Source organism: Plantactinospora sp. DSM 117369 (genome assembly GCF_053764795.1).
Genome location: NZ_CM132446.1, coordinates 3,094,936 through 3,120,883, shown reverse-complemented (window position 1 = coordinate 3,120,883; position 25,948 = coordinate 3,094,936). Strand labels below are relative to the sequence as shown.

Sequence of the window (25,948 nt, the reverse complement as noted above, 5' to 3'; positions counted from 1 at the left end):
CCAGCGTGCCGTCGTCCGCAACGATCCGCCGGCAGCAGCGGCTGATGCCCGGGTTGCTGCTGCTGCCGGCGCTCGCCGTGCTGGTGCCGATGTTCGGGTACCCGCTCTATCAGCTCGGCCTGCTCTCCCTGTTCGACTACGGGCAGCCGCAGGTCTCCGGCGGCGAGCCGGCCCGGTTCGTGGGGGCGGGCAACTTCTCCACCCTCTTCGCCGATCCGGCGTTCTGGACGGTGCTCGGCCAGACGGTGGTCTTCGCCGCCGGGTGCGTGCTGGTGACCCTCGCCGTCGGTGCCACGCTGGCGGTGCTGATGACCCGGATCGGCAAGCTGGCCCGGACCCTGCTGTCGTACGCCGCGCTGACCGCCTGGGCGGCACCGGCGATGACCGGCTCGGTGGTCTGGATGTTCCTCTTCGACAGCAACCTCGGCCTGGTCAACGAGGTGCTGGGGCTGGACGGCCACAACTGGCTCTACGACCGGACCGTGGCCTTCGCCCTGGTCGGTGCGGTGGTGGTCTGGCACTCCTTCCCGTTCGTGATGATCACCCTGTACGCGGGCATCCAGGCCGTCCCGCCGTCGGTGCTGGAGGCGGCGGCGCTGGACGGTGCGGGCCCGGCCACCGCGTTCCGCCGGATCACGGTGCCGATGCTGCGACCGCTGATCGCGATCGTGGTGATCCAGTCGATCATCTGGGACTTCAAGGTGTTCACCCAGATCTACGTGATGACCCGGGGCGGCGGCATCGCCGGCCAGAACATGGTGCTCAACGTGTACGCGTACCAGAAGGCGTTCGCCTCGTCGCAGTACGGCCTGGGCTCGGCGATCGGCATCGTGATGACGCTGATCCTGCTGGTGGTCACCCTCTGCTATCTGCGGGCGCTGCGCCGCACCGGGGAGGTGCTCTGATGCGTCGCCGTGTCGCGGACACCGTCGCGATCCTGGTCGCGCTGGTCACGGTCTTCCCGATCTACTGGATGGTGCTGTCGGCGCTGAAGCCGACCGGCGAGATCCTCTCCGCCGACCCGCGCCCGTGGACGCTGCACCCGACCCTGGACCACTTCCGCTCCGCGCTCGGGGTGAGCGGCTTCGGCCGGTACTTCCTGAACAGCCTGGTCGTCGCGCTGGCCGTGGTCGCGCTGAGTGCGCTGGTCGCGTTCCTGGCCGCGGTGGCGCTGACCCGCTACCGGTTCCGGACCCGCAGCACCATCCTGGTGCTCTTCCTGATCGCCCAGATGGTGCCGGTCGAGGCGCTGAGCATCCCGCTCTTCTTCCAGATCCGCGACCTGGGCCGGACCGTGCCGGGCGTCGGGCTGAACACCCTCGGTTCGCTGGTGCTGGTGCAGTTGGCGTTCAGCCTGCCGTTCGCGATCTGGATGCTGCGCGGCTTCGTCGCGGCGGTGCCGCCGGAGGTGGAGGAGGCGGCCACCGTGGACGGCGCCTCCCGGTTCACCATCCTGTGCCGGATCCTCTTTCCGCTGATCGCACCCGGCCTCGCCGCGACCAGCGTCTTCTCCTTCATCACCGCCTGGAACGACTTCCTCTTCGCCAAGACCTTCATCATCAGCGCCACCGAGAACCAGACCCTGCCGGCCGCGCTGCTGGTCTTCTTCAAGCCGGACGAGAACGACTGGGGCGGCATCATGGCCGCCTCCACCCTGATGACCGTGCCGGTACTGGTCTTCTTCGTCTTCGTCCGGCGCCGGCTGGTCGCCGGGCTCGGTGGGACGGTGAAGGACTGATGCCGCTGCCCCGTCCGGCCACCACCCGCGAGGGGTCGGGAGCGTTCGCGCTCGGTCCGGCCACGACCCTCGGCGCGGAGTCCGGCTGTGCCGGGGTGGCCCGGCTGCTCCGGGAAACCCTGGCCCGCTCCACCGGCCTGCCCCTGCCGGACCCCTCCCCCGGCGACGGCGTTCGCTTCGGGGGTGGCGCCGTCGCCGGGGGAGGCAGCATCGCGCTCGCCGTCGACCCGGCACTGGCCGCCGAGGGCTACCACCTGCGGGTACGCCCCGACGGCGTCACCATCACCGGCGGCGCCCCGGCGGGCGTCTTCTACGGCACCCAGACCCTGCTCCAGTTGCTGCCGCCAGCCGTGCACCGCCGGGCCCGGGTCTCGGCCGGCCCGTGGAGGGTGCCGGCGGTGGAGATCTCCGACGCACCCCGGTTCGGCTGGCGCGGCTGCATGCTCGACGTGGCCCGGCACTTCATGCCGGTCGCCGGGGTGCTGCGCCTCGTCGACCTGCTCGCCGCACACAAGCTGAACGTGCTGCACCTGCACCTCACCGACGACCAGGGCTGGCGGGTGCAGATCCGGCGCTACCCCCGGCTGACCGAGGTGGGCGCCTGGCGGCCCGAGTCGATGGTCGGCTCCCGGCAGCACGAGCGCTTCGACGGCCGGCCGCACGGCGGCTACTACACGCAGGACGACCTCCGGGAGATCGTCGGGTACGCGGCGGAGCGCTTCGTCACCGTCGTACCCGAGATCGACCTGCCCGGGCACACCCAGGCGGCGATCGCCGCGTACCCGGAACTCGGCAACGAGCCCGGCGAGCCGGTGGCGGTCTCGACCCGGTGGGGGATCTCCCGGCGGGTGCTGAACGTCTCCGACCAGACCCTCGACGTCGTCCGGCACGTGCTGGACGAGGTGATGGAGCTGTTTCCGAGCCGGCACATCGGGATCGGCGGCGACGAGTGTGACAAGTCCGAGTGGCGGGCCAGCCCGGCCGCCCAGCGGCGCCGGCGCGAGCTGGGGCTGCGCGACGAGGACGAGTTGCAGAGCTGGTTCGTCCGGCAGCTCCAGCGGCACCTGGCAGCGAACGGGCGGGTGCTGTTCGGCTGGGACGAGGTGCTGGAGGGCGGGCTGCCCGGCGAGGCGACGGTCGCGGCCTGGCGCGGGCCGGCGCTGGCGGTCGCGGCGGCCCGCGCCGGCCACGACGTGGTCTCCTGCTGGGACACCTCCGCCTATCTCGACTACCGGCAGTCGGACCGGCCGGACGAGCCGATCCCGGTCGGCACGGTGCTCACCGTCGCGGACGTGCGGGCCTTCGAGCCGGTACCCGCCGAACTGCCGGCCGACCTGCGGCACCGGATCGTCGGGGCGCAGTGCAACCTCTGGACCGAGCACGCCGACAACCCGCGTACCGTCGACTATCTGGCCTTTCCCCGGCTCTCCGCGTTCGCCGAGGCGGTCTGGTCGGCACCGGGCACGATGGACGGCTTCGACGACCGGCTGCGGGAGCACCTGGGCCGGCTGGACGCGCTCGGCGTGGAATACCGGCCACCGGGCGGGCCGCTGCCCTGGCAGCGCCGGCCGGACGCGGCGGGCTGGCCGCGCCAGCGGGCCGACCGGGACGCCGAGCTGGCCCGGATCACCGGCAACGTACTGCGGCAGCGCGCGGGTGGACCCGGTTCCGACCATGCGACGACTCCGCCCGGTCCCGGCCGTCCGGCGGCGCCGTCGAGTTCATGATCCGGTCGAAACCGCGTCCGTCCTATCTGGAACAATGCTGGCCGGATCCGGCGCCGTGCCGGACCGATCATCCATTGGGAGCATTCGTGCCGGTTACCGCCAACCTTGCCAAGCTGGTCGACAAGGAGTACCAGGACAAGAGCATGGCCGAACTCGTCGACGCCCCGGTCGCCGCGCTCGCCGGAGTCAGCGAGCGGGCCGCGACGCACCTCAAGGAGGCGCTGGGCATCAAGACCATCGGTGACCTCGGCCGCAGCCAGTACTTCCGTACCGCCAGCGCGCTGGTCGCGCTCGCCGACGACAAGTAGTCGGCTGACACGCCGAGCCGCCGAGGCGTAGTCGAGTGTCGGGGCGCCGGCCTAGCTGCCGACGCCCCGACCGGCGGCACGACGCCGCACCTCCCTACCCCTGGTCGGCGTACGACCGGAGCGTGACGTACTTGTCCGGCAGGCCGTACTCGCCGACCAGCAACCGGAAGTTCCCGAAGTACGAGCCGTCGATCCGCCACACCTGCTCGTGGTCGGCGAGCTGCCGGACCAGCCGTCGCTGCCGCTCGTCGAGGGCGTCGAACGGGACGTCGCCGGTCAGCGTCCCACCCGGGAAGGCGAGTTTCAGGGCCTCACCGACGACGTGCAGCGCCTCGACGCCGGAGACGGCCGGAATCCGGCGCAGCAGCGCGTCGAACGTCTCGACCGTCCGGCCGGCACCGAGCTGGGCGAGCGCCTGCCCGGCGTACCCGGCCAGGTCGCCGTCGAGGAACGGCACCCGGTCGTCGCTCGGGCTCTCGCCGCCGGCCCAGCCCAGCAGCTCGGTGGCGACCGCGGGGTCCGCCCGTGGCCCGTGCGCCCGGGCCAGCCCGATCGCGGCGCCCCACCGGACCAGCGGACGCCGGTCGTCGAGCAGGGCGGGGTCCGGCGCCCCGCCGAGCAGCCCGGTCGCCACCAGGGCGGTCGCGGCGAGCACCGTGTGGTCCGGGCCGTCCACGGCCGTCGCCCCGACCTCCAGCGCCTCGGTGACGGCACCGGCCAGCACCGGCAGGCTGCCCTCGGCCTCCTCGGGAAACCACGACAGCGCGTACCCGGCCATCACCCGCAACTCCAGGTCGTGCTCGCCGGCGAGCAGGGTACGCAGCAGCGGCACCCCGGCCCGGACCGCGTCGTACGCGGCGACCACCACGTGGGTGTACAGCCTGTCCTGGTCGTCCTCGGAGAGTGACTCGAGGTACTCGGCGTCGCCCTCGTCCTCGTCGAAGTCGTCGTCGCCCGGATGCGGTGCGGCGGCGAGCAGTTCCGCCCCGCCGGCCGCCTGCTGCCGGTGCTCGGCGATCGGCAGTCCGTCGGGCAGCCACTGCTCGTCGTAGCCGACGGCGATGGCGGCCAGCAGGCCGACCAACTCCTCCCGTTCGGCGGTGGCCGGATCGGCCAGCAGCTCCAGCAGGAACGGCACGGCGTACGCCGTCGCCTCGTACCGGGTGCCCTGGTGGAAGATGTTGCCGTAGAGCTGCCAGCGGGCCTTCTCCCGGATCGCGGCGTCCGGCGAGCGCAGCGCGCGGAGCTGCTCGGGCACGTCCTCGGCGGTGCCGTAGGCGTGCCCGAGCCGTTCCCAGTCAATGTCGTCGAGTCGTTCCAGCACCCGGCCATGATGTCAGCCGGATCGGCCGGCGGGTGCCCCCTACCGGACGGGCACCGTCGAGGTCACCAGGTGCCGGGCGTACGCCTCGGTGGTGAAGAAGGCCGGTAGCTCCTCGCCGAGCGCGGTCTGCACGAAGATCTCCGCCGCCCGGGTCAGCCGGTCCCGTTCCTCCACCGACCGTTCCGCGTTCAGCCTCGTCACCTCCTCGACCAGGATGGACCGGACCAGTCCCTCGGTGACCCGGCCGCCCTCGGCCAGCGGCGTCGCGTGGTGCAGCCACTGCCACACCTGACAGCGGGCGATCTCGGCGGTGGCCGCGTCCTCCATCAGGTCGAAGATGGCCGCCGCGCCGGTGCCGGCCAGCCAGGCGTCGAAGTAGCGCAGCGCCACCGCCACGTTGCCGCGCAGCCCCGCGCCGGTGACCCGGCCCGGGGTACGGTCCACCGACAGCAGGTCGTCCGCGCCGACCGTGACCTCGGGGCGGCGCCGGTCGAGCTGGTGCGGACGGTCGCCGAGGACGGCGTCGAAGGCATCCCGGCAGACCGGCACCAGCCCCGGGTGGGCCACCCAGGAGCCGTCGAACCCGTCGGCGGCCTCACGCTCCTTGTCCGCCCGGACCTTGCCGAGGGCGATCCGGTTGGCCTCCGGATCCCGGCTCGGGATGAAGGCGGCCATCCCGCCGATCGCGTGCGCCCCGCGCCGGTGACAGGTCCGGACCAGCAATTCCGTGTACGCCCGCATGAACGGCACCGTCATCGTCACGTCGCCCCGGTCCGGCAGCACGAAGTCGTCCCGCCAGCCGAAGTTCTTGACGATGCTGAAGATGTAGTCCCACCGTCCGGCGTTCAGCCCGGCGCAGTGCTCGCGGAGTTCGTACAGGATCTCGTCCATCTCGAACGCGGCGGTGATGGTCTCGATCAGCACGGTGGCCCGGACGGTCCCCTGCGGGATGCCGAGATAGCTCTGGGCGAACCGGAAGACCTCGGCCCACAGCCGCGCCTCGCGGTGGCTCTCCAGCTTCGGCAGGTAGAAGTACGGGCCGCTGCCGGCGTCGAGCTGCCGCTGCGCGCAGTGGAAGAGGTAGAGCCCGAAGTCGACCAGGGTGGCCGAGATCGCCCGCCCGTCGACCACGACGTGCTTCTCCACCAGGTGCCAGCCGCGCGGCCGGACCACGATGGTGGCGAGGTCGTCGCCGAGGGCGTACCGCTTGCCGCCCGGCGCGGTGAAGTCGATCCGCCGGTCGATCGCGTCGACCAGGTTGAGCTGCCCGCCGATCACGTTGTCCCAGGTCGGCGCGAGCGCGTCCTCGAAGTCGGCCAGCCACACCTTTGCACCGGAGTTCAGCGCGTTGACCGTCATCTTCCGGTCGGTCGGGCCGGTGATCTCGACTCGCCGATCGTGCAGGCCCGGTGCCGGCGGCGCCACCCGCCAGCTCGGGTCGGCCCGGATCGCCTCGGTCTCGGGCAGGAAGCCGGGGAGCTGGCCGTCGGCATAGCGGGCCCGGCGGGCCCGCCGGGTGTCCAGCAGGGCCACCCGGCGGGCCGCGAACTCGCTGTCGAGCGCGACCAGGAAGTCCAGCGCCTTGGGGCTGAGGATCTCGTCGTACCGCTCGCGCAGCGGTCCGGTCACTGCGATTCTCATGACGGCACTCCGCTCCGCTCCGTGCCCTCATGAGGCACATCGACACTGAGCTGGCTGATTCGCTCGCTACGCTCGCTCATGACGGCACTCCGCTCCGCTCCGTGCCCTCATGAGGCACATCGACACTGAGCTGGCTGATTCGCTCGCTACGCTCGCTCATGCGAACTGCTCCTCCTCGGTCGAGCCGCGCAGTGCGGTGGTCTCGGCGGCCGGGTTCAGCACCGTGCTGACCAGGTCGAAGTAGCCGGTGCCGACCTCACGCTGGTGCTTGACCGCCGTGTAGCCGTACGCCTCGGCGGCGAACTCCCGTTCCTGCAACGACACGTACGCCGGCATGCCGTCGGCGGCGTAGCCGCGGGCCAGGTCGAACATCGAGTAGTTCAGCGCGTGGAAGCCGGCCAGGGTGATGAACTGGAAGCGGTAGCCCATGTGCCCGAGCTCCCGCTGGAACTTGGCGATGGTGGCGTCGTCAAGGTGCTTGCGCCAGTTGAACGACGGCGAGCAGTTGTACGCCAGCATCTGGTCCGGGTACACCGCCTTGATCTCCTCGGCGAACCGGCGGGCCAGTTCCAGGTCCGGGGTACTGGTCTCCATCCAGAGCAGGTCGGCGTAGGGGGCGTAGGCGAGTCCCCGGGCCACGCAGGCGTCCAGCCCGTTGCGGACCCGGTAGAAGCCCTCGGCGGTCCGCTCACCGGTGGCGAACGGCCGGTCCCGCTCGTCGACGTCGGTGGTGAGCAGCGTCGCCGCCTGCGCGTCGGTACGGGCGATGATCACCGAGGGGACACCGGCCACGTCGGCGGCGAGCCGGGCGGCGTTGAGGGTCCGGACGTGCTGCCCGGTCGGCACCAGCACCTTGCCGCCGAGGTGCCCGCACTTCTTCTCCGAGGCGAGCTGGTCCTCCCAGTGCACCCCGGCCGCGCCAGCGACGATCATCGCGGTCATCAGCTCGTACGCGTTCAGCGGCCCGCCGAACCCGGCCTCGGCGTCGGCGACGATCGGGGCGAGCCAGTCGATCCCGGCGTCGTCGGCCCCGGTGCGGCGGCCCTCCGCCGTCTCGATCTGGCCGGCGCGCAGCAGCGCGTTGTTGACCCGGCGCACCACCGCCGGCACGGAGTTGGCCGGATAGAGGCTCTGGTCCGGATAGGTGTGTCCGGCGAGGTTGGCGTCGGCGGCGACCTGCCAGCCGGAGAGGTAGATCGACTTGAGCCCGGCCCGGACCATCTGCACCGCCTGGTTGCCGGTGAGCGCGCCGAGCGCCGGGACGAAGTCCTCCTGGTGCAGCAGGCCCCACAGCCGCCGGGCACCCCGGTCGGCGAGGGTGTGCTGCTCCTGCACCACGCCACGTAGCCGGACGACCTCCTCCGGCTGATAGACCCGCTCGACGCCCCGCCAACGCGGGTCGGTGGCCCATTCGGTACGCAACCGCTCTGCCGGCGTGCTCATGGAAGTCTCCTCGGGTTCAGTCGATAGTCGACAACTCACCGTCCATCAGGACTTGGCGAAACTGTGGCACGGTCGTCGGCGACGGGTCGAGACACGGAAACAGCCAACTATTGAAAAGTCTCGACCGCATTTTGCAAAGTTGCGAATGTGCTGCTTTTCAGGTGTGTTAATGTGACTGGATCCGGGCGGAGGGAGGCGCCGTGGCCAAGACGTTCGCGGGTGCGCGGCTGCGCCGGCTGCGCGAGGAGCACGGCATCAACCAGATCGAGCTGGCCCGGCAGCTCGCCATCTCGCCCAGCTATCTCAACCAGATCGAGCACGACTCCCGCCCGCTGACCGTCCCGGTGCTGATCCGGATCACCGAGGTCTTCGGCGTCGACACCGCCTACTTCGCACCGCACGACACGCCCCGGCTGGTCGCCGAGCTGCGCGAGGCGCTGCCGACCCGGGCCAGCCTGCCCGACCTCACGGAACTCGCGGGCAAGCTGCCCGAGGTGGCCGAGGCGGTGATCGACCTCTACCGGCGGTACCGGCAGGTCGACGACCAGCTCGCCGAGGTGGTCGGCGACCGGGGGCTGGTGCCCGGCCGCAGCCCGCACGACCAGGTCAGCGACTTCTTCTACCGCCGGCAGAACTACGTCCCGGAACTGGACGAGGCGGCCGAGGCGCTGGCCGCGCAGATCGGGATCCGCCGGGGCGAGACCCGGGCCGCGCTGAGTGACCGGCTCGCCGGCCGGCACGGCATCCGGATAGTCCGGCAGGATCCCGACTCGCTCGCCGGTGACCTGCACCGCTACCGGCCGGAGACCCGCACCCTGCACCTGTCGACCTCGCTGCGCTCGGGCCAGCGGGCGATCCGGATGGGCGCCCAGATCGCGCTGCTCGAATTCGCCGACGTCATCGACGAAATCATCGAGGAGGAAAACGTCGCCGACCTGCAAACCCAGATCCTCATGCGGGTCGGATTGGCGAACTATTTCGCCGCCGCGCTGATTCTGCCGTACCGGGAATTCCTCGTCGCGGCCGAGACGATGCGATACGACATCGAACTGCTGACCGACCACTTCGCGATGGGCTGGGAGAGCGTCTGCCACCGGCTGAGCACCCTGCAACGACCGAGGGCGCGCGGGGTGCCGTTCTCGTTCGTCCGGGTTGACCGGGCCGGCAACATGTCCAAGCGCCAGTCGGCGACCGGCTTCCCGTTCTCCCGCTCGGGCGGCACCTGTCCGCTGTGGAACGTCTACGAGGCGTTCGGCGCTCCCGGCCAGGTGATGACCCAGGTGGCGGCGATGCCGGACGGCCAGCGCTACCTGTGGATCGCCCGCACCGTGACCCGGCACCACGGCGGGTACGGCCAGCCCGGCAAGACGTTCGCCATCGGCCTGGGTTGCGAGACCCGGCACGCCGGCCGGCTCGTCTACTCCGCCGGGATGGACCTGCACGCGACCGAGGCGGCCACCCCGATCGGGCCGGGCTGCAAGACCTGCGAGCGGATGACCTGCCCGCAGCGGGCCGCCCAGCCGATCGGCCGGCAACTCGACCTCGACGAGAACCGGAGCACGTTCATCCCGTACCCGCTCCGCGAGCGGGACAGGTAGTCCACAGGGGACACTCAGCGAATGTCGAGAAAGTGCTTACAGTGACGGGCAGATAGCCTCAGCGTGACGGTTGGGCCTGGCTTCCGTCGCATGCTCGACACTAGGTGGACGACCCCGGCGGCGCTGCGGACTCTTGGCCCTACGTCGACTGAGACCGGCATGGTGCACCGGGCCGGGTCGGCTGGTCCGCGCCGATCGCGGACGTTCACGGGGTTCAGGCAGTACGGACGCACGTTGCGTCGCCGTGCGTACGCGCCTGTCGTGCACATCCCTCCCCCGTCAGTCGAACCGGGTCCGGGTGCTGGTCACCACGAGGGAGGAACGACGAATGAAACGGCACATGCGGGAGGATTACCTCGTCGAGGGCGAGGGCCTGCTCTGCTTCGACGACAAGCACGAACCGACCACCCGCCGCCCGTCGACAACCGCCGAGCTGCGCAAGTTCCGGTTCTCCCGGCTCGGTCCGGAGGGTCGGGCACTCTCCGAGCCGACCCGCACCGCCGTCGCCGAGGCGATGGTGGCCGGTGCGAACGCCGACTCGGCGGTCCCGGCCGTTCCCGCCGGGTACACGTACCTCGGCCAGTTCGTGGACCACGACCTGACCATGGACAACACCGCCGCCGCGCTGGGCGAGGACGTCTCCGTCGACGAGTTGCTCCAGGGCCGCTCCCCGGCGCTCGACCTCGACTCGCTCTACGGCCGGGGACCCGAGGACAAGCACGACCGGGTCTTCTACGCGGCTGACGGCGTACACCTGAAGACCGGCACCAGCGCGGCGGTGGCCGGCGACGACCCCGTGGTCAACCAGGACCGGGACGGCTTCGACCTGCCCCGGTCCGGGCTGGGGTCGAGCAAGCGGGAGCGGCGGGCGGCACTGATCCCGGACGCCCGCAACGACGAGAACCTGGTGGTGGCCCAGACCCACCTGGCGTTCATCCGGTTCCACAACCGGGTGGTCGACCAGTTGGCCGAGGGCGGGCTCTCCGGACCGGCGCTGTTCCGGGCGGCCCGCTCGGTGGTGGTGAAGCACTACCAGTGGCTGCTGGTGACCGACTTCCTGCCTCGGATCGTCGCGCCGGAGGTGGTCGACGAGGTGTTCAGCCGGGGCCGCCGGTTCTTCGAGGTCTCCCCCGGCTACGGCTCCGGACGGCGGGACAGGGCCGTGCAGCCGGGCGACCGGCCGACGATGCCGATCGAGTTCTCCGTCGCGGCCTACCGGCTGGGGCACAGCATGATCCGTGCCGTGTACGACTGGAACCGCGTCTTCAACACCTCGGACCACCCGGACGTGCTGGCGCCCGGCACCCTGGAGCTGCTGTTCCAGTTCTCCGGCACCAGCGGCATCCTCTCGCCGGACGGCACCATCGGCGATCCCGAGTCGGGGTCGTTCGAGCGGCTACCCACCAACTGGATCGCCGACTTCCGCCGCCTGTACGACTTCACCGAGGCCGGCCGGGAGGACCTGGTCGCGGTCGTCAAGCGGGACGAAGCCGATCCGGGGCAGCGTCAGCTCAACCTGACCCAGCGGATCGACACCCGGATGGTGGACCCGCTGCGCAACCTGCCGCTCGGATCGTTCGGCGGCCAGGAGGCGCCGCCGGCGATCGAGCTGAACCTGGCCTTCCGCAACCTCACCCGGGCCGTGATGGTGCGGCTGGCCAGCGGTCAGCAGATGGCCCAGCTCTTCGACCTGGTGCCGCTCAAGGCCGACGAGATCTTGGGCGGCCTGGACGGGGCCGTGCTGGACGGGCTGACCGACGAGCAGAAGACCGAGCTGACCACCAACACGCCGCTGTGGTTCTACATCCTGCGCGAGGCGGAGTTCAACGGCGGCCGGCTCGACGGTGTCGGCGCGCGGATCGTCGCCGAGGTGTTCCACCGGGCCATCGAGGGAAGCCGGATCTCGATCCTGCGCGACCCGACCTGGCGGCCCACCCTCGGACCGGACGACGAGACGTTCCGGATGGTCGACCTGCTGCTGTACGCCTTCGAGGGCAAGGCCGAACTGCTCAACCCGGTCGGCTGAACCGAGCCGTACCGGTTTCGCCTAGCCCGCCCGGGCCCGGCGAGCATGTCGAGCGGCCGGTCGGTGGGGGCGGACAAGCCTCCGCCGGCTGGCCCGCCCCCACCGACCGGCCCGGCCCGCCGGCCGGTCTGGCCCGCCGGCCGGCCCGGCCCGCCGGCCGGCCCGGCCCGCCGGCCGGCCCGGCCCGCCGGCCGGCCCGGCCCGCCGGCCGGTCTGGCCCGCCGGCCGGTCTGGGCCGGCGGAGAGCCACCCGGTGTGCCCGGTGAAGACGCCGAGCGCCACCGGCCGCGTCCGCCGGCTGGACTATTTACGACATTTCTGGATAGCGCAGCGTTTAGGTTTGATCACGGAGGGATGGTCACCGACGCGGGAGGTGCGGCTGGTGTTCGCCGCTGTGGGACGGTTCGTGGTCCGGCACCCGATCTGGGTGATCGTGGCCTGGGTGATCGCGGCGGCGGCGGTGATCGGCTTCGCCCCGACCCTGACCGCCACCACCGACGAGGCGTCGTTCCTCCCCTCGCACTACGAGTCAATCCGGGCCATCGAGGTCCAGCGGAAGGCATTTCCGCAGGCCACGACGCCGGCCGCGATCATCGTCTTCGAGCGCCAGGACGACGCGCCGCTGACCGACGCCGACGCGGCGAAGGTGGCGGCGATCGGGCAGGCACTCGGCGGGCAGCGGATCCGCAACGTCGTCGCGGTGGTGCCGACACCGCCGTCACCTAACCGGTTGATCCAGATCGTCGCGGTACAGCTCAATCCGCAGCGCAGCGCGGGTGACCGGTCGCAGGCCGACGCAGTGCAGGCGCTCCGGGACGCGCTGCCGGCCCAGCTCGCCGACTCCGGCCTGAAGGCGGGCATCACCGGTACCGCCGCTCAGGCCCTCGACGCCCAGAAGTCGGGCGACCGGGCCAACGCGATCATCGGGGTGGCCACGATCGGGCTGATCCTGGTGCTGTTGTTGATCATCTTCCGCAGCCCGATCATCGCACTGCTGCCGGTGGTGGTGATCGGGGCGGTGTCGCAGGTCGCCACCGGGCTGATCGCCTGGGCCAACGACGCGTTCGACCTCAAGACCGACAGCTCGGTGAGCGCGATGCTGATCGTCGTACTGTTCGGGGTCGGCACCGACTACATCCTGTTCCTGATGTTCCGCTACCGGGAACGCCTCCGGATGGGCGAGGACTCCAAGACCGCGATGATCAACGCGGTGGCCCGCGCCGGGGAGGCGATCGCCTCGGCCGCCGGTGCGGTGATCATCGCGTTCCTGGCGCTGATCCTGTCGACCCTCGGCCTGTTCCGGTCGCTCGGCCCCGCCCTGGCCATCGCGGTCGCCACCACGCTGGTCGCCGGGCTGACCCTGATCCCGGCGGTGGTCTCGCTGCTCGGCACCAAGGTCTTCTGGCCGTCGAAGGCGTGGCGGCACGAGCCGACCGGTGCCCGGTTCACCGCCATCGGCCGCTCGCTGGGTCGCCGCCCGGCGCTGTACGCGGCGGTCTCCGGTGGCGCGCTGGTGGTACTCGCCGTCTTCGCGCTCGGCTTCCACCCGAACTTCGACCTCAGCAGCGGGTCCACCGCCACCGAGTCGGAGTCGAACGTCTGGAGCGGGGAGCTGCGCAAGGGGCTGCCGGCCGGCGCGACCGAGCCGTCGAACGTCTTCCTCCGCTCCGACACCGGTGCCCCGCTGCCGGCAGACCAGCTCGGCGGGTACCGCGAGCGGCTGGCCGGGGTGCCCGGGGTCGGGCAGGTCGCGGAGCCGGCCCTGTCGCCGGACCGGACCGTGGCGAACTACGTGGTCACCCTGGCGGACACCCCGCAGTCCGCCGCCGCCCTGCGCACCGTGGACGGGCCACTGCGGAAGACCGCGCATGCGGCGGCACCGGACGGCACGACCGCGCTGGTCGGCGGCATCACCGCGGTCTTCGTCGACATCCAGGCCGCGGTCGACCGGGACTACGCGGTGGTCTTCCCGGTCGCCGCCGTACTCATCATGGTCATCCTGGGTCTGCTGCTGCGCAGCATCGTGGCGCCCTGGTATCTGATGCTCTCGGTCGGCCTCGGCTTCGCCGCCACCCTCGGCGCGACCGTACTGATCTTCCAGATCGGGCTCGGCGAGCCCGGGCTGATCTTCATCCTGCCGGTGATCATGTATCTCTTCGTGGTCGCGCTCGGCACCGACTACAACATCCTGATGATCGCCCGACTCCGTGAGGAGGCCCGGGAGGGGCGCAGCCCGCGCGACGCCGCCAGCATGGCGATCCGGCACGCCGGACCGACGGTCGCCGCCGCCGGACTGATCCTCGCCGGCACCTTCGCCTCGCTGATGCTGGCCGGCAACAGCACCCTGACCCAGATGGGTTTCGCCATCTCCTGCGGCATCGCCATCGTCGCGTTCGTGATGTCGCTCTTCCTGACGCCGGCCATCACCGCACTGCTCGGCCACGCCGCCTGGTGGCCGGGGCACGAGGACACCGCGCCCGGTCCTGGCGGGCGACACCGACGGGACGAGCCCACCGCGTGACGCCCGCCGGGTAAGCCCGACGGCGGACCGGCCAGGACTGCCAGCACAGGTGACCGTCGGGGACGTCGTGGCCGGGACGCGTCAAGGATCACCGGTCCCGCGGCCAGCCCTGCACCAGCCGGTAGCCGTCGAGCCGGGCCCGGCTGCACAGCAGTCGCGGCCGGCGCCGTTCCCGATGGCGACCATCGCCGCGACGCAGCGCCGACCGCCCGGCGCCGGGAGCCTTGACTTCCGTCCGGAATGGCCGGGTATCAACATCGACGCTGCGGTACGGCGCATCCTATTTCCGGCCCATAAGGCGCCTATCATTTATTGACACACAATGTGGACAGCTCGCACCAAAGCACTGAGACCAGGAGCATTGTGCCTGGTCGTTGGCCTGGCAGCCCGTCTGCCGAGGTTGTATATCGAATATACGAATCTTGTACGCATAGGCGACAACGCCTCATCTACATTGCATCGATCACCGAAGTGTGACCGCGCTGGTCCGCCGTAGAGGAGCGCCGCCGCAATGAGCCTCAAGATCGCGATCATCGATGATCGATCTGTTACGTTCCGCGGGCTGATCGAGGTGCTCAAGGACGCGGTGAGCCTGGAGTTGGCCGGCGTCTTCGCCGCCTTCGCGGATCCGCGGCTGCTCGCGTACCCGCGGGACGCCCTCATCGCGGTCGGAGATCCGTTTGCCCAGCCGGTCCGCCAGCCTCTCCTGCTGCCGGGGAACCTTCCGATAGTGGTCATGTCGAACTCGACGGACCCCGACGATGTGCGGGCGGCGCTGCGCGCCGGTGCCCGGGGCTACCTGTCCAAGGGAGCCAGCGTGACCAGCCTCGTCCGGGCCATAGGCGCCGTTGCCGCCGGCGACTTCTACCTCGGAAGCAACCTCGGCCCCGTCCTCGCGGCCGATCGCTCGCCGTCGGAGCAGCCCGGCGACGCCCCGGACCGGACCGTCGGCGCCGTGTCGGCCACGGCGCTCACGCCGCGGGAGCGGGAGGTGCTCACGCTTGTCGCGCAGGGCCTCACCCACAAGCAGATCGGCCAGCAGCTCGGCCTCTCCAAGCCCACCGTGGACACCTACCTGCATCGGGTACGGCGAAAGGTGCGGGCGCACAACAAGGCCGGGCTGACCCGAGTCGCCATGGAGCTGCGCCTCATTCCGGGAATCTGATCCCGTCGCGGTCGATGGCTGCCCGCATTACGGCGACCGTCGCTTACGAGACGACCGCTGGAATGTGACGTATCCGGGGCCCACGGATGGGGGCTACCTTTTGCCGTGACCAGGCCTCGAAACATTTCGGTCATGCGTAACAGTCTCAGTAACGGGACCGTCGCTGGCTGCCGGCTCGACGGGCGAACGGGAGGATGCGATGCGACCGGCCGTGCGGACAGCGGACCCGGATCCGGACGGCGGTACGGCCGAACGACTCTCCCAGGCCGAGGTGACATTCCGGGTGCTTGGTCCGCTGGCACTCGCCAAGGGCACGGAGGCGGTTGTGTTGCCGCCGTCCCGGGTGACCAACCTGCTCGCAGCGCTGCTGCTGCGCCCCAACGAGGTGGTCTCGGTGGGCGCCCTGCAGGAGGCGATCTGGGGCGACGACCAGCCGGCGGCCGCGAAGGGGGCGCTGCAGACCTGTGCCATGCGGCTGCGCCAGCTCTTCGTCCGGCATGGGATCACCGCCACGGCCATCGAGACGGTGCCTGGCGGGTACCGGGTCCGCGCGTCCGCCGAAACGGTCGATCTGGTCCGGTTCCGCGAACTGGCCAAGGCTGCCGAATCGCGGCCGCACGACGATCAGCAGCTCGTGCTCCTCGAGGCGGCCCTGGCGTTGTGGAACGGTCCGGTGCTGGCCAACGTGCCGTCGGAAACGTTGCACCGCGACGTCGTACCGAGGCTGAACGAGGAGCGGTTGCGGGTCCTGGAGCGGCTCTGCGACCTGAAGATTCAGCTGGGTTTCACCGCGACCGCCCTGGTCCAACTCTGGGAGGCCACCCGCGCCTACCCGGGGAACGAGCGCTTCGCCGAGCAGCTCATCGAGGCGCTGTACCGGACTGGCCGGCAGACCGAGGCGGTGGCCGAGTACCGAAGGATCAAGGACTACCTCTCCGGCGAACTGGGCGTCGATCCCAGGCCCCGCCTGCGGCGGCTCGAGTCGAACATCCTGACCGGACAGATGCTGGACGGGCGGGCTCAGATCGCCACCTCCGCCCAGTCCGCCGAGCCGCACGACGCGGCGGCGAGCCGGCCGTCCGTCCGGGCGCCGCGGGAGTTCGTCGGGCGCGCCGCCGCTGCCCGGGTCGTGGCCGAACGGCTCGTCACCGCGACGGGCATCGTCGTGCTGACCGGCCCACCCGGCGTCGGTAAGAGCGCGCTGGCCCGGTACGTGGCGGCGCAGCGGAGAGAGGACTTTCCGGCCGGCCAACTCATGGTCAGGATGCGGGCCCCGGGTGGCGAGCCGCTGACCACCGACGAGCTAGCCGCCCGGGTGGCGGGCTGGACGCGCACCGGCGCCCGGCGACGCGGCCTGCTGGTCCTGGACGATGTGGCCGACGTGCAGCAAGCGCTCACGGTCGCGCCGATGTGGACTCCCGGGGACGCCGTCCTCCTCACCAGCCAGTTCAGTCTCGCCGGCGTTGTCGCGCGGTTCGGTGGTTGGATAGAGCGGCTGGAGGGGCTCAGCCCCGCCGAGTCGGTCACGCTGCTGTCCACGCTGATCGGCGAGGAGCGGGTGGAGGCCGAGCCGGCCGCCGCGGCGGAGCTCGCCGAACTGTGTGGCCACCTGCCGCTGGCGTTGCGGATCGCCGCCGGCCGTCTGCTCACCCGGACCAGGACGAGCCTGGCCGAGTCGGTCGCCTGGCTCCGCGAAGATCCGATCAACCGGCTGGCGCTTCCCGGCGACCCGGACATGTCGTTGCTGGGCCGGTTCGACACCGCGGTGAACCGGCTGCCCCCGGCACTTGTGGACGCGTTCCTGCGCCTCGGTACGCACGAGCAGGACACGCTCGCGCTGCCCGCCGTGGCGGACCGGCTACGGGTCACGCCCGACGTCGCCGAGGCGATAGTCGACCAGCTCACCGACGCCAGCCTGTTCGACGAGCGTCCGGGGCACTACCGGATGCGCGAGCTCCTTCGGCTCTACTCCCATGCCGCCACCGACGGTCGGCGGCCGGGCGCCGGCGCCGTTGTCACCCTCACCGCTTCAGGAACGGAGTTCCGATGACCGCTATATATGAGTCCGTTGCTGCCACCCGGCCTCGGATCCGCCGCGATGTGCTGTTCACCGCCGCATATGACGGCGTTCTCTTTCACAACCCGGCAGGCGGCTTCCGGATCACCTCACCCAGCGCCTATCGACTGGCCAGCCTGCTGGTCCCGCACCTCAACGGACGCCGGACGGTAGCCGAGCTCTGTGCCAAGCTGCCCGAGCCGCAACGCGCCATGGTCGGCGAACTTGTCAGCGCCCTCTTGACCCGCAAGCTCGCCCGCGACATCCCGCCCGACGAGGTGGACCCGGCGACGGTCGTCGGCGCGGCGGTGGCGAAGCGGTTTGCCAGCCAGATCGGCTACATCGACCACTACGTCGACGGCGCGCCGCACCGGTTCGCCGCCTTCCGCGAGAGCACCGCAGCGGTCATCGGGAGCGGGCCGATCGCGCACGCCTGCGCCACCAGCCTGGTACGCAACGGGATGGCCCGGGTAGCGATCGTCGGCAGGGGCGACGGGACCGCCGCCGCGGAAGCCGCGGAACTGCACTCCACCGGCGTACCGTCCGCGGTGCTCGACTGGCCGGCCGGCGGGGACGAGCTGAGCTGGGCCGACCTGGCCGAAGCCGACGTCGTACTGGTGGCCGGTGGCGACGGCGCCGCCCGGCTGGCGCACCGCCTGCTCGCCGCCGGCGTTCCCGAGGGCAAGACGATGATTCCCGCGTGGACGTTCGGCAGCCGGGCGATCATCGGCCCGGCCTGCGGTGCCGGTCACCGGGGTTGCTGGTACTGCGCGATGCTGCGGTTGACGGCCAACGCCGGCGGTGCGGACGCCGCCGACGTCTGGCGCCAGGTGGCGGTCGCCGCCGCCGCGCCGTCGACCCTCCCCCGGCCGGCCGGCCCGCTGGCTGCCATGATCGGCAACCTGCTGGGCTTCGAGGTGTTCCGGCTCACCACCGGCGCCTTGACCGCCGAGACCGACGGCAAGCTGATCGTGCAGGATCTGGACTCGCTCGACGTGGTCAGCGAACCGCTGTTGCCGCACCCACTGTGTGTCTACTGCCGGCCGGAACCGCCGCGGATCCCGCTGGCCGCCGTCGTCGTCGACGCGCCGTCGCCCGCCCAGGTCGCCGACGAGGACGAGGCGGCCGACGCCGCAGCCGCCGAACTGGCCGCGCGGGACCTCCTGCTCCAGCCGCACGCCGGCGTGTTCCAGCGCTACGACGACGAGGACTGGGAGCAGACGCCGGTCAAGATCGGTACGGTACGGTTCACCGATCCGTCGGGGAAACCCCGGCGGATCAGTGCCTTCGACGTACACCATGTGGTCGGGGCCCGGACGCGCGCGCTGGCGCTGGCCGCCGTCGCGTACGCCGATCAGCTCGGCGCGAGCCCGCACGACACGGGACCGGTTACCGGCGACTGCCTGACGAGCGACGCGCGGGTCGAACTGCCGCGGGCGGTGGTCGAGCCGTTCGGCATCGCCAACGCGGACCGGGTTGTCGAGCCGAGCCGCGCCGGAGCCGGGGCTGGCTTCGACCCCGCCGCGGCGATTCGGGAAGGGCTCGCCTCCGCCTTGGCGTTCGCCGCGCTGCGGGACGCGATAGCCGGTACGCCGGTGGCGCAGGTGCCGCTGGACGCGCTCGGGGACGACCCGGAGTTGCGGTTCCTCGCCAAGTCAGCGGCGAATCTGGACGTCACTGTCGACCTGCTCGACCTCACCGCGAGTGCGCCGGGTGGGGTACCCACGCTGCTCGGCCGGTGCGTCGAGCCGCACAGCGGCGGAAAGCTCTGGTCGATCGCCGCCGACCCGTCGTGGCGGAACGCCGCTGTGCGTACGCTGTGCGACCTGCTCGGGCGGGTCCAGCTTCGACAGCAGTCGGCTGACCCGGAGGCCACCGACGGGTGTGACCCCATGCTCGTCGACTTCGACGCCGACACCCTCGCGGTGGCCGGTACCGCTCCGGTCGGGCTCGACGCGGGTGGCGGCTGGCAGGGTGTGCTGGACGATCTGGCGAAGGCCGGTACAGATGTCGTGGTGGTGCCGATCGGTGGCGCCGACCTGCCGGCCGGTGGCCTGTCCGCGGTCCGCGTCGTGCTCCAGGAGAGGTCCTGTTGATGAGCTCGGCCGCCGTGGATCCGGGACACCGGATCACCGCAGCGCTCAGCGCGCTGCTGAACGCCGCCGACCCGTCGTCGCCGGTCGTCGTGTATCCACTCGGCGTACGCGATGAACTCGGCGTACGCGATGAACTCGGTGCACGCGACGAACCCGGTGCACGCGACGAACTCACCGCCACGGTGCCAGCGGGTGGCGTCGCGACAGCGCATGCGCGGGTGCTGGTCTACGGCCGGCATGCCCTGCTCGCCCCGGAACCGGGCGGGGTTGGCTGTCCCCGTTGTCTCGCCCGCCGATGGCAGGCGATCCGGCCGGCGGAGCTGCGCGACGCCCTGGAGCTGGGTGGCGAGACAGCAGCCGCGGGGGACTGGCCCTACGCGACCCCGTTCGCCGCGGACGCCCTGCGCGCCCTGCTCGCGGCGGCGGCCGGCGCCACCGCCACCGTCCACGTACTCGACCTGGAGACGCTGCGGGTGAGCCGGGTGCCGCTGGTACCGGACGGCGACTGCCCGGAGTGCGCCCGCGCGGTGCCGGACGCACCCACGGCGCCGGAGCTGACGGCGAGCCCGAAACGCGCGCCGGACGCCTTCCGCATCCGCGATGCCGCCGACTATCCGCTTTCGACCATCGCGTTGGTCAACCCGGTCTGCGGTGTGCTCGGCCCCGGCCTGCGGCCTGACGCCACGTCACGGTCGGCGGCGGCGGTGCACGGAGCCTTCCAGGCGCGCGGCGGCGAGTACCTGCGGGAGATGCTCCACGGTGGCCACGCCGACAGCTACGCGCGCAGCGCACGACTGAGCCTGCTGGAGGGACTCGAGCGGGCCGCTGGTATGCGGCCGTCCAGCAAGCGCACCACGGTGGTCGCGGCCCTGGACGACCTCGGCGAAGACGCGCTCGACCCGCGCGAGTGCGGGGTGTACGCGGACGAGTTCTACCAGTCGAACCGCCGCATCAGGCGGTTCGCGCCCGATCGGCCGATCCCCTGGGTCTGGGGATGGTCGATGCGTGACGCGCGGCCGATCCTGGTGCCCGAGGTGTCGGTCTACTACCACCACGCGAGGGTGGAGGACCGCTTCGTCCAGGAGTGCTCCAACGGCTGCGCCTCGGGCGCCAGCCTGGTGGAGGCGGTGTACCACGGCCTGATGGAGGTGATCGAGCGAGACGCCTTCATGATTGCCTGGTACGGCAAGCGCTCCCTGGCCGAGATCGACCCTCAGACCAGCCGCCGCCCTCAGACCCGGCTCATGGTGGACCGGCTGGCGATGTACGGCTACCGGGCCCGGTTCTTCGACGCGAGGTGCACGTTCGACATCCCCGCGGTCACCGCCGTGGCGGAACGGATCGACGGCGGCTTCGGCACGCTCGCCTTCGGCGGCGGGGCGAGCCTGGACCCGGAGACCGCGGTCGCCGCGGCGCTGTGCGAGATCGCGGCCGACGCGATCCTGCTCAGGGTGCGCGCCGCCAGCGTGGAGCCCGAGCTGCGCGAGATGGTCGACGCCTATGACAAGGTGATGAACCTGCACGACCATCCGCAGCTGTACGGGCTGCCGGAGATGCGCGGGCACGCGTCGTTCCTGCTCGACTCTGGCGCCGCGCCACGCTCGATGACCGAGACGTACGCCGGTGCCCGGCCGGCTCCCCCGCTCGCCGGCGACCTGCGTGACGACCTCGAACGATCTGTGTCGACGGTGACCGCGCAGGGCTTCGACGTGATCGTGGTCGACCAGACCCGGCCGGAACAGCGGGACCTCGGCCTGCACACGGCCAGCGTGACGGTACCGGGGCTGTTGCCGATCGACTTCGGCTGGCAGCGGCAGCGGGCCCTGCACATGCCCCGCCTCCGTACCGCCCAGCGCCATGCCGGGCTGGCCGACCACGACCTGCGCGATGACGAGATCCACCGGGTCCCGCACCCGTACCCCTGAGGTGAGGCGATGACGACAACCGACACTGCCGGCAGCTACGCGCACGAGTACGCGACGGCAGTCCTTATGCGCAACCGGGTTCCGATGCCACCGGTCGACTTCAACCCCGACTGGTCGGACAAGCCCCGGCCGACGAAGTACTACCCCGGTGCCCTGTCGTTCCCGTTGCCCGACATGCCACCGCCGCACTCCGCCACGGTCGGTGCGGGCATCGCCGGGGAGCCGGGGGACGAGGCGTTCAGCCTGCCGATGCTGGGCGCCATGCTCCGCGACTCCTACGGGCTGATCGGCCGCCGGCTCGGCCTCCAGGCCAACACCGACACACCCGGGTATCCGTGGTACGCACGGGCGACCTGGCACCGCGGCACCGCCTCCGGCGGTGGCCTCTACCCATGCAGCGTCTACTGGATCGCCGGGCCCGGGGCCGGAGTCTGCCCAGGGGTGTACCACTACTCCTGCCGGCACCACGCGATGCAGCGGTTGCTGGCCGGTGACGTGACGGCGAGGGTACGCGCGGCCGCCGACCTCCCGGACGACTCCACCCAGTTCCTGGTGGTCGGCGTCAAGTACTGGGCGAACTCCTTCAAGTACAACAACTTCTCGTATCACGCGGTGTCGATGGATGTGGGTACGCTGCTGCAGACCTGGCGGCTGTGGGCCGGTGGCCAGCGGCGGCGGATCGAGCCGAGGTTCTGGTTCGACCAGGCGGCGCTGCGCCACCTGCTCGGAGTGCCCCCGGACGACGAGGGCCTGTTCACCGTCGTACCGCTGAGGTGGACGGCGGCCGGGGCGACCCACGCGCCGCCCCGGGCGGCCGCGGCGACGGCGACGGCGACGGCGACGGCGACGGCGACCGACGGTGCCTCGGTGCTGCGGCGCGACTCCGAGCGGTCCCGCGTCGTACTGACCTTCGACGCGTTGCGGCGCGTCCACCGGGAGACGGCGGAGTCGGCCACGCCCCGGCCGGAATCGAGTGCCCTGGCCGCCGCCGCGGCCAGGCCCGTGCCCGATGGCGGCGACCGGGTGGCGCTTCCACCGGCGCGCAGGATGGACATGCCGATCCGCACCGCGCTGAGCCGTCGGCGCAGCAGCTTCGGCCGGTTCGACGGCAGCGCCGCGATGGACGGGGCCGACCTGGCCGCGCTGCTCACCGCCGCATCTTCCGCGCGCCTGCCGACCGAGATCACCAGTGACGACGGGGACCTGGCGAAGTTCTATCTCTTCGTCAACCACGTCGACGGGGTGGCACCCGGCAGCTACGAGTACGACCCGGCGCGCCACGAACTGCGCGCCATCCGGCCCGGCCCACCCGGCATGTTCCTACAGCGCAACTACTTCCTGCCCAACTACAACCTGGAGCAGGCCGCCGTGGTGATAGTGCCGACCATCCGGGTACACGCGGTGCTGGACGCGGTCGGCCCTCGTGGCTACAACGTCGTGAACGCGACGATCGGCGCGGTGGCGCAGAACGTCTACACCGCCGCGGCGGCGCTCGACGTCGGCTGCGGTGTCGCGCTCGGGTTCGACGGCGTCTCCTACGTCGAGGAGCTTGGGCTCGACGCGACCGGCGAGACGCCACTGCTGATCATGCTCGCCGGCCACGAGCGAGACCTGCCCGGCGACTACCGGCACGAGCTGCGGTGAGCCGGGCCATGATGACGTTCCGCACAGCCGAGGAAGTCGCGCCGCCACGACGCCGTCTGGGTACCCACTTCGCGGTACGGGTCGGCGGCCTGCCGTACGACACGGTGGCGGCGCTGCGATGCCCGGAGGCGGCCAGGTACGCCGGCGAGCTCCTCGACCTCGAAGCCGAGCTGCGCGCCGACGCGGACCGCGTCAGCGACGTGCTGCACCACCTGGTCGGAGCCAACGAAGACAGCGAGTCCCGACGGCGGCTGCTCGCGCTGCGCCGGCAGATCTTCAAGGTGGTGCTCCCCGCCGACCAGGAGGGCGCGCTCGCCGCGGTGGCCGCGGTCGACCCGACCGCGGTCGACCCGGTACGGGACTGGCTGGCCCTCGCGCAGCGGATGGCGTGGCTGCGGCAGGAGTTGGGCACCCGGCTCGACAAGGAGATCGACGACTCCCGCGCCGAGCTGTGGCGCCTCTCCGGCGACCCGCGGCTGCGCGCCGGTATCCAGATCGCGTCACCGGCACTGGACGAGCAGCTTGTCGCCTTCGCGGGGCGTGACGGCTCGCCGCCGCCGGCGAAGAAGATGCGGCGGGTGGAACGGTCGGTCCTGTCGTACCTCTACCGCACCGCGTGCAAGACCAGCCCCTTCAGCTCGTTCACGGGGATCGGAGTGGGCGAGTTCGACGCGGGCGCGGCCGAACCGGATCTTGCGGTGCCGACGCGGTGGCACCGCTACGTCAGGCTCAACGTGGTCGTGGTGACCCGCATCGTGGATGCGATCAGCGCCGACCTCGGCCGCCGGGGCGACCTGCCGGTGGTGTTGAGCCCCGGCCTGCGCCAGGACGCCGAGCGGGTGCGGTACGTGCGGCGTTGGGTCACGCCCGGCGACGACAGCGCTTCGGTCAGCTTCGACTCGATCCAGGACGGGCTGTTCTACCTGCGTCGCAGCGGCCTGCTCGACCAGCTCACCGGTCTGCTCCAGGACGGTGCGCGGCGTTGCGCGGACCTCGCCGCCTGGCTGCGGCAGCAGACACAGGCGAGCCCGGAGCAGTGCGAGGAGTATCTGTCCATCCTGCTCCGGCTGGGCATCCTCCAGGTCGACGGGTTCGCCGTCGAGGTGCACACGCCCGATCCGCTGCGCAACCTCCGGGACTTCCTCACCACCCTCGACCGGCCCTGGGCCGACGACCTGGCGCTACGCCTGGCCGAGCCGATCGAGCTCGTCGAGGCGTTCCGCGTCGGTGAACTCGCCGACCGGCGGTCCGCCCTGCGCCGGTTGCGGGGGGCCCTGCGGGACATCCAGGTCTGGCTGGGAGCCGAGGCGGCGTCCCTGCCGCAGGCCCTGCTCTACGAGGACTGCCGCGTCGATGAGGACCTGTCCACGCCGGCCGACGAGTGGCGACGGCTGGTCGGCGGCGACCTCGCCGCGGTGGAAGGGGTGCTGCCGGCCTTCGACATGACGCTGCCGCACCGGGTCACGTTCCACGGCTTCTTCCTGGCCAGGTACGGCAGGGGCGGTCGCTGCGACGACCTGCTGCGCCTCGTCGAGGACTTCCACGAGGATCTGTACGAGCAGTACGCCTCCTACACCGCCGACCTGCGACCGTTCGCCGAGGACGGTACCTACCGGCCCGAGGAGAACTGGCTCGGCCGGCCGGAGTTGCCGGCGCTCGACCGGGCCAGGCAGGACTTCGCCGACTACCTGCGCTCGGCTGCCGCGGCGGCTCCGGACGCGCCCGAGCTGAAGCTCGATCCCACGGTGCTGAACAAGCTCACTCGAGGCGTGCGCGACCTGCTCGGCGGGTTCCGGCCGCAGGCTCACCTCGTCCAGGTCGCCCGGCGGCGGGAGGGCCCCCTGCTGGTGCTCAACCAGTCCCTCGGCGGGCTGTCGTTCCCCTTCAGCCGCTTCACGCACTGCTTCGAGGACACCGCGCTCTCCGCGCACCTGCGGGCGCAGGCGGCCGCCGTCGCGCCGCCGGGAGCCGTCTTCGCCGAGCTGACCGGCGGCGCGGCGACCACCAACCTGAACCTGCACGCGCAGCTCACCGACTACGTCATCGTCTGCCCCGGGGAGACGAGCCTGGTGCCGGAGGCCAACCAACTGCCCCTGGCCGACCTGTACGTGCAGCACGACGTCGACACCGACCAGGTGGTGCTGCGTTCCCACCGGCTGGGCAAGGAGGTAATCCCGGTATACCTGGGCTACCTGGTGCCGATGGCGCTGCCACAGCTACACCGCACGCTCCTGCTGCTGTCGCCGACGTCGATGGCCCCGCTCGACCTGTGGCGGGGTGTGCCGAAGCCGCCGGCCGTGGAGGGCGTCACCACGCGTCCACGGGTCCGCGTCGGTGACGTGGTGATCAGCCGGCGAAGCTGGTCGATGACGGCGGCCGCGCTTCCGCGTCGCGGTGATGGCGACACCGACACCGCCTGGTTCCTCGGCTGGCAGCGGTGGCGACGGGCGAACGGGTTGCCCGCCCAGATGTTCGCGACCGTCCACGGTGGGAGCGGTGGTCGGGCGAAAGCGAAACCGAAGCCCCAGTACGTCGACTGTGACAGCTACCTGTCGCTGCTGGCCTTGGAGGCGTCGCTGGACGGCGCCGAGGACCGCGTGGTGCTGCGCGAGATGCTGCCCGCCGGCGACGAGCTGGTGGCGAGCTCCGACCGCGGTGGCCACGTCGCCGAGTTCGCCATCGAGACCTTCCCGATCTCCCCGACGGACGGAGCCGGAGATGCCTGAGACGGAGATG

16 protein-coding genes are annotated in these 25,948 nt (G+C 71.5%); 13 read left to right on the top strand and 3 right to left on the bottom strand.

Annotated features, from left to right (window positions below):
* The first annotated feature begins 5 nt into the window (after window positions 1–5).
* From ACSMXO_RS13875 to ACSMXO_RS13860, 4 genes are all read left to right on the top strand, one after another.
* A complete protein-coding gene (locus tag ACSMXO_RS13875) occupies window positions 6–905 on the top strand; it encodes a carbohydrate ABC transporter permease (RefSeq protein WP_455418042.1) in 900 nt (299 codons plus the stop codon).
* Window positions 905–1,738, top strand: coding sequence for a carbohydrate ABC transporter permease (locus ACSMXO_RS13870; RefSeq protein WP_455418041.1), 834 nt, complete (start codon window positions 905–907; stop codon window positions 1,736–1,738). The genes ACSMXO_RS13875 and ACSMXO_RS13870 overlap by 1 nt, the downstream gene beginning before the upstream one ends.
* Window positions 1,738–3,465, top strand: coding sequence for a beta-N-acetylhexosaminidase (locus ACSMXO_RS13865; RefSeq protein ID WP_455418040.1), 1,728 nt, complete (start codon window positions 1,738–1,740; stop codon window positions 3,463–3,465). The genes ACSMXO_RS13870 and ACSMXO_RS13865 overlap by 1 nt, the downstream gene beginning before the upstream one ends.
* A gap of 86 nt (window positions 3,466–3,551) precedes the next feature.
* Window positions 3,552–3,773, top strand: a complete 222-nt coding sequence (locus ACSMXO_RS13860) for a hypothetical protein (RefSeq protein ID WP_346257670.1) — start codon at window positions 3,552–3,554, stop codon at window positions 3,771–3,773.
* A 94-nt stretch (window positions 3,774–3,867) separates the two neighbouring features.
* On the opposite strand, the gene ACSMXO_RS13855 is transcribed toward ACSMXO_RS13860, so the two are convergent.
* The 3 genes from ACSMXO_RS13855 to aceA all read right to left on the bottom strand — a co-directional run bounded on the left by ACSMXO_RS13855 (window position 3,868) and on the right by aceA (window position 8,181).
* Window positions 3,868–5,097: a hypothetical protein gene (locus ACSMXO_RS13855; RefSeq protein ID WP_455418039.1), complete on the bottom strand. Its 1,230-nt coding sequence runs from the start codon at window positions 5,095–5,097 to the stop codon at window positions 3,868–3,870.
* Between the two features lie 39 nt (window positions 5,098–5,136).
* Complete coding sequence (aceB, locus tag ACSMXO_RS13850) at window positions 5,137–6,738, bottom strand: malate synthase A (RefSeq protein ID WP_455418038.1); 1,602 nt, start codon at window positions 6,736–6,738, stop codon at window positions 5,137–5,139.
* 156 nt (window positions 6,739–6,894) lie between these two features.
* The gene (aceA, locus tag ACSMXO_RS13845) at window positions 6,895–8,181 is read right to left on the bottom strand and encodes an isocitrate lyase (RefSeq protein WP_455418037.1); all 1,287 of its coding nucleotides are present in this window, start codon (window positions 8,179–8,181) and stop codon (window positions 6,895–6,897) included.
* A 200-nt stretch (window positions 8,182–8,381) separates the two neighbouring features.
* Here aceA and ACSMXO_RS13840 point away from each other — a divergent pair, with 200 nt between their 5' ends.
* From ACSMXO_RS13840 to ACSMXO_RS13800, 9 genes are all read left to right on the top strand, one after another.
* Entirely contained in the window at window positions 8,382–9,779 is a 1,398-nt protein-coding gene (locus tag ACSMXO_RS13840) for a short-chain fatty acyl-CoA regulator family protein (RefSeq protein WP_455418036.1), read from the top strand.
* Between the two features lie 328 nt (window positions 9,780–10,107).
* The gene (locus tag ACSMXO_RS13835) at window positions 10,108–11,805 is read left to right on the top strand and encodes a peroxidase family protein (RefSeq protein WP_455418035.1); all 1,698 of its coding nucleotides are present in this window, start codon (window positions 10,108–10,110) and stop codon (window positions 11,803–11,805) included.
* Between the two features lie 382 nt (window positions 11,806–12,187).
* Window positions 12,188–14,326, top strand: a complete 2,139-nt coding sequence (locus ACSMXO_RS13830) for an MMPL family transporter (RefSeq protein ID WP_455418034.1) — start codon at window positions 12,188–12,190, stop codon at window positions 14,324–14,326.
* A gap of 511 nt (window positions 14,327–14,837) precedes the next feature.
* On the top strand, window positions 14,838–15,491 hold the full coding sequence (locus tag ACSMXO_RS13825; protein ID WP_455418033.1) for a LuxR C-terminal-related transcriptional regulator: 654 nt from the start codon (window positions 14,838–14,840) through the stop codon (window positions 15,489–15,491).
* Window positions 15,492–15,690: 199 nt separating this feature from the next.
* Window positions 15,691–17,541, top strand: coding sequence for a BTAD domain-containing putative transcriptional regulator (locus ACSMXO_RS13820; RefSeq protein WP_455418032.1), 1,851 nt, complete (start codon window positions 15,691–15,693; stop codon window positions 17,539–17,541).
* Window positions 17,538–19,643 carry a TOMM precursor leader peptide-binding protein gene (locus tag ACSMXO_RS13815; protein ID WP_455418031.1) on the top strand — a complete coding sequence of 702 codons (2,106 nt, stop codon included), beginning with the start codon at window positions 17,538–17,540 and terminating at the stop codon, window positions 19,641–19,643. Before ACSMXO_RS13820 ends, ACSMXO_RS13815 begins: the two co-directional genes overlap by 4 nt.
* Window positions 19,643–21,568: a TOMM precursor leader peptide-binding protein gene (locus ACSMXO_RS13810; protein WP_455418030.1), complete on the top strand. Its 1,926-nt coding sequence runs from the start codon at window positions 19,643–19,645 to the stop codon at window positions 21,566–21,568. Before ACSMXO_RS13815 ends, ACSMXO_RS13810 begins: the two co-directional genes overlap by 1 nt.
* A gap of 9 nt (window positions 21,569–21,577) precedes the next feature.
* Window positions 21,578–23,212 carry a nitroreductase family protein gene (locus ACSMXO_RS13805; protein WP_455418029.1) on the top strand — a complete coding sequence of 545 codons (1,635 nt, stop codon included), beginning with the start codon at window positions 21,578–21,580 and terminating at the stop codon, window positions 23,210–23,212.
* Window positions 23,213–23,220: 8 nt separating this feature from the next.
* Window positions 23,221–25,938, top strand: a complete 2,718-nt coding sequence (locus ACSMXO_RS13800) for a lantibiotic dehydratase (protein WP_455419234.1) — start codon at window positions 23,221–23,223, stop codon at window positions 25,936–25,938.
* Window positions 25,939–25,948: the final 10 nt, after the last annotated feature.

Coding starts and splice junctions, on each gene's coding strand:
- ACSMXO_RS13870 (WP_455418041.1), top strand. CDS start 905: ATGCGTCGCCGTGTCGCGGACACCGTCGCGATCCTGGTCGCGCTGGTC.
- ACSMXO_RS13865 (WP_455418040.1), top strand. CDS start 1,738: ATGCCGCTGCCCCGTCCGGCCACCACCCGCGAGGGGTCGGGAGCGTTC.
- aceB (WP_455418038.1), bottom strand. CDS start 6,738: ATGAGAATCGCAGTGACCGGACCGCTGCGCGAGCGGTACGACGAGATC.
- aceA (WP_455418037.1), bottom strand. CDS start 8,181: ATGAGCACGCCGGCAGAGCGGTTGCGTACCGAATGGGCCACCGACCCG.
- ACSMXO_RS13835 (WP_455418035.1), top strand. CDS start 10,108: ATGAAACGGCACATGCGGGAGGATTACCTCGTCGAGGGCGAGGGCCTG.
- ACSMXO_RS13825 (WP_455418033.1), top strand. CDS start 14,838: ATGAGCCTCAAGATCGCGATCATCGATGATCGATCTGTTACGTTCCGC.
- ACSMXO_RS13820 (WP_455418032.1), top strand. CDS start 15,691: ATGCGACCGGCCGTGCGGACAGCGGACCCGGATCCGGACGGCGGTACG.
- ACSMXO_RS13815 (WP_455418031.1), top strand. CDS start 17,538: ATGACCGCTATATATGAGTCCGTTGCTGCCACCCGGCCTCGGATCCGC.
- ACSMXO_RS13810 (WP_455418030.1), top strand. CDS start 19,643: ATGAGCTCGGCCGCCGTGGATCCGGGACACCGGATCACCGCAGCGCTC.
- ACSMXO_RS13805 (WP_455418029.1), top strand. CDS start 21,578: ATGACGACAACCGACACTGCCGGCAGCTACGCGCACGAGTACGCGACG.
- ACSMXO_RS13800 (WP_455419234.1), top strand. CDS start 23,221: ATGATGACGTTCCGCACAGCCGAGGAAGTCGCGCCGCCACGACGCCGT.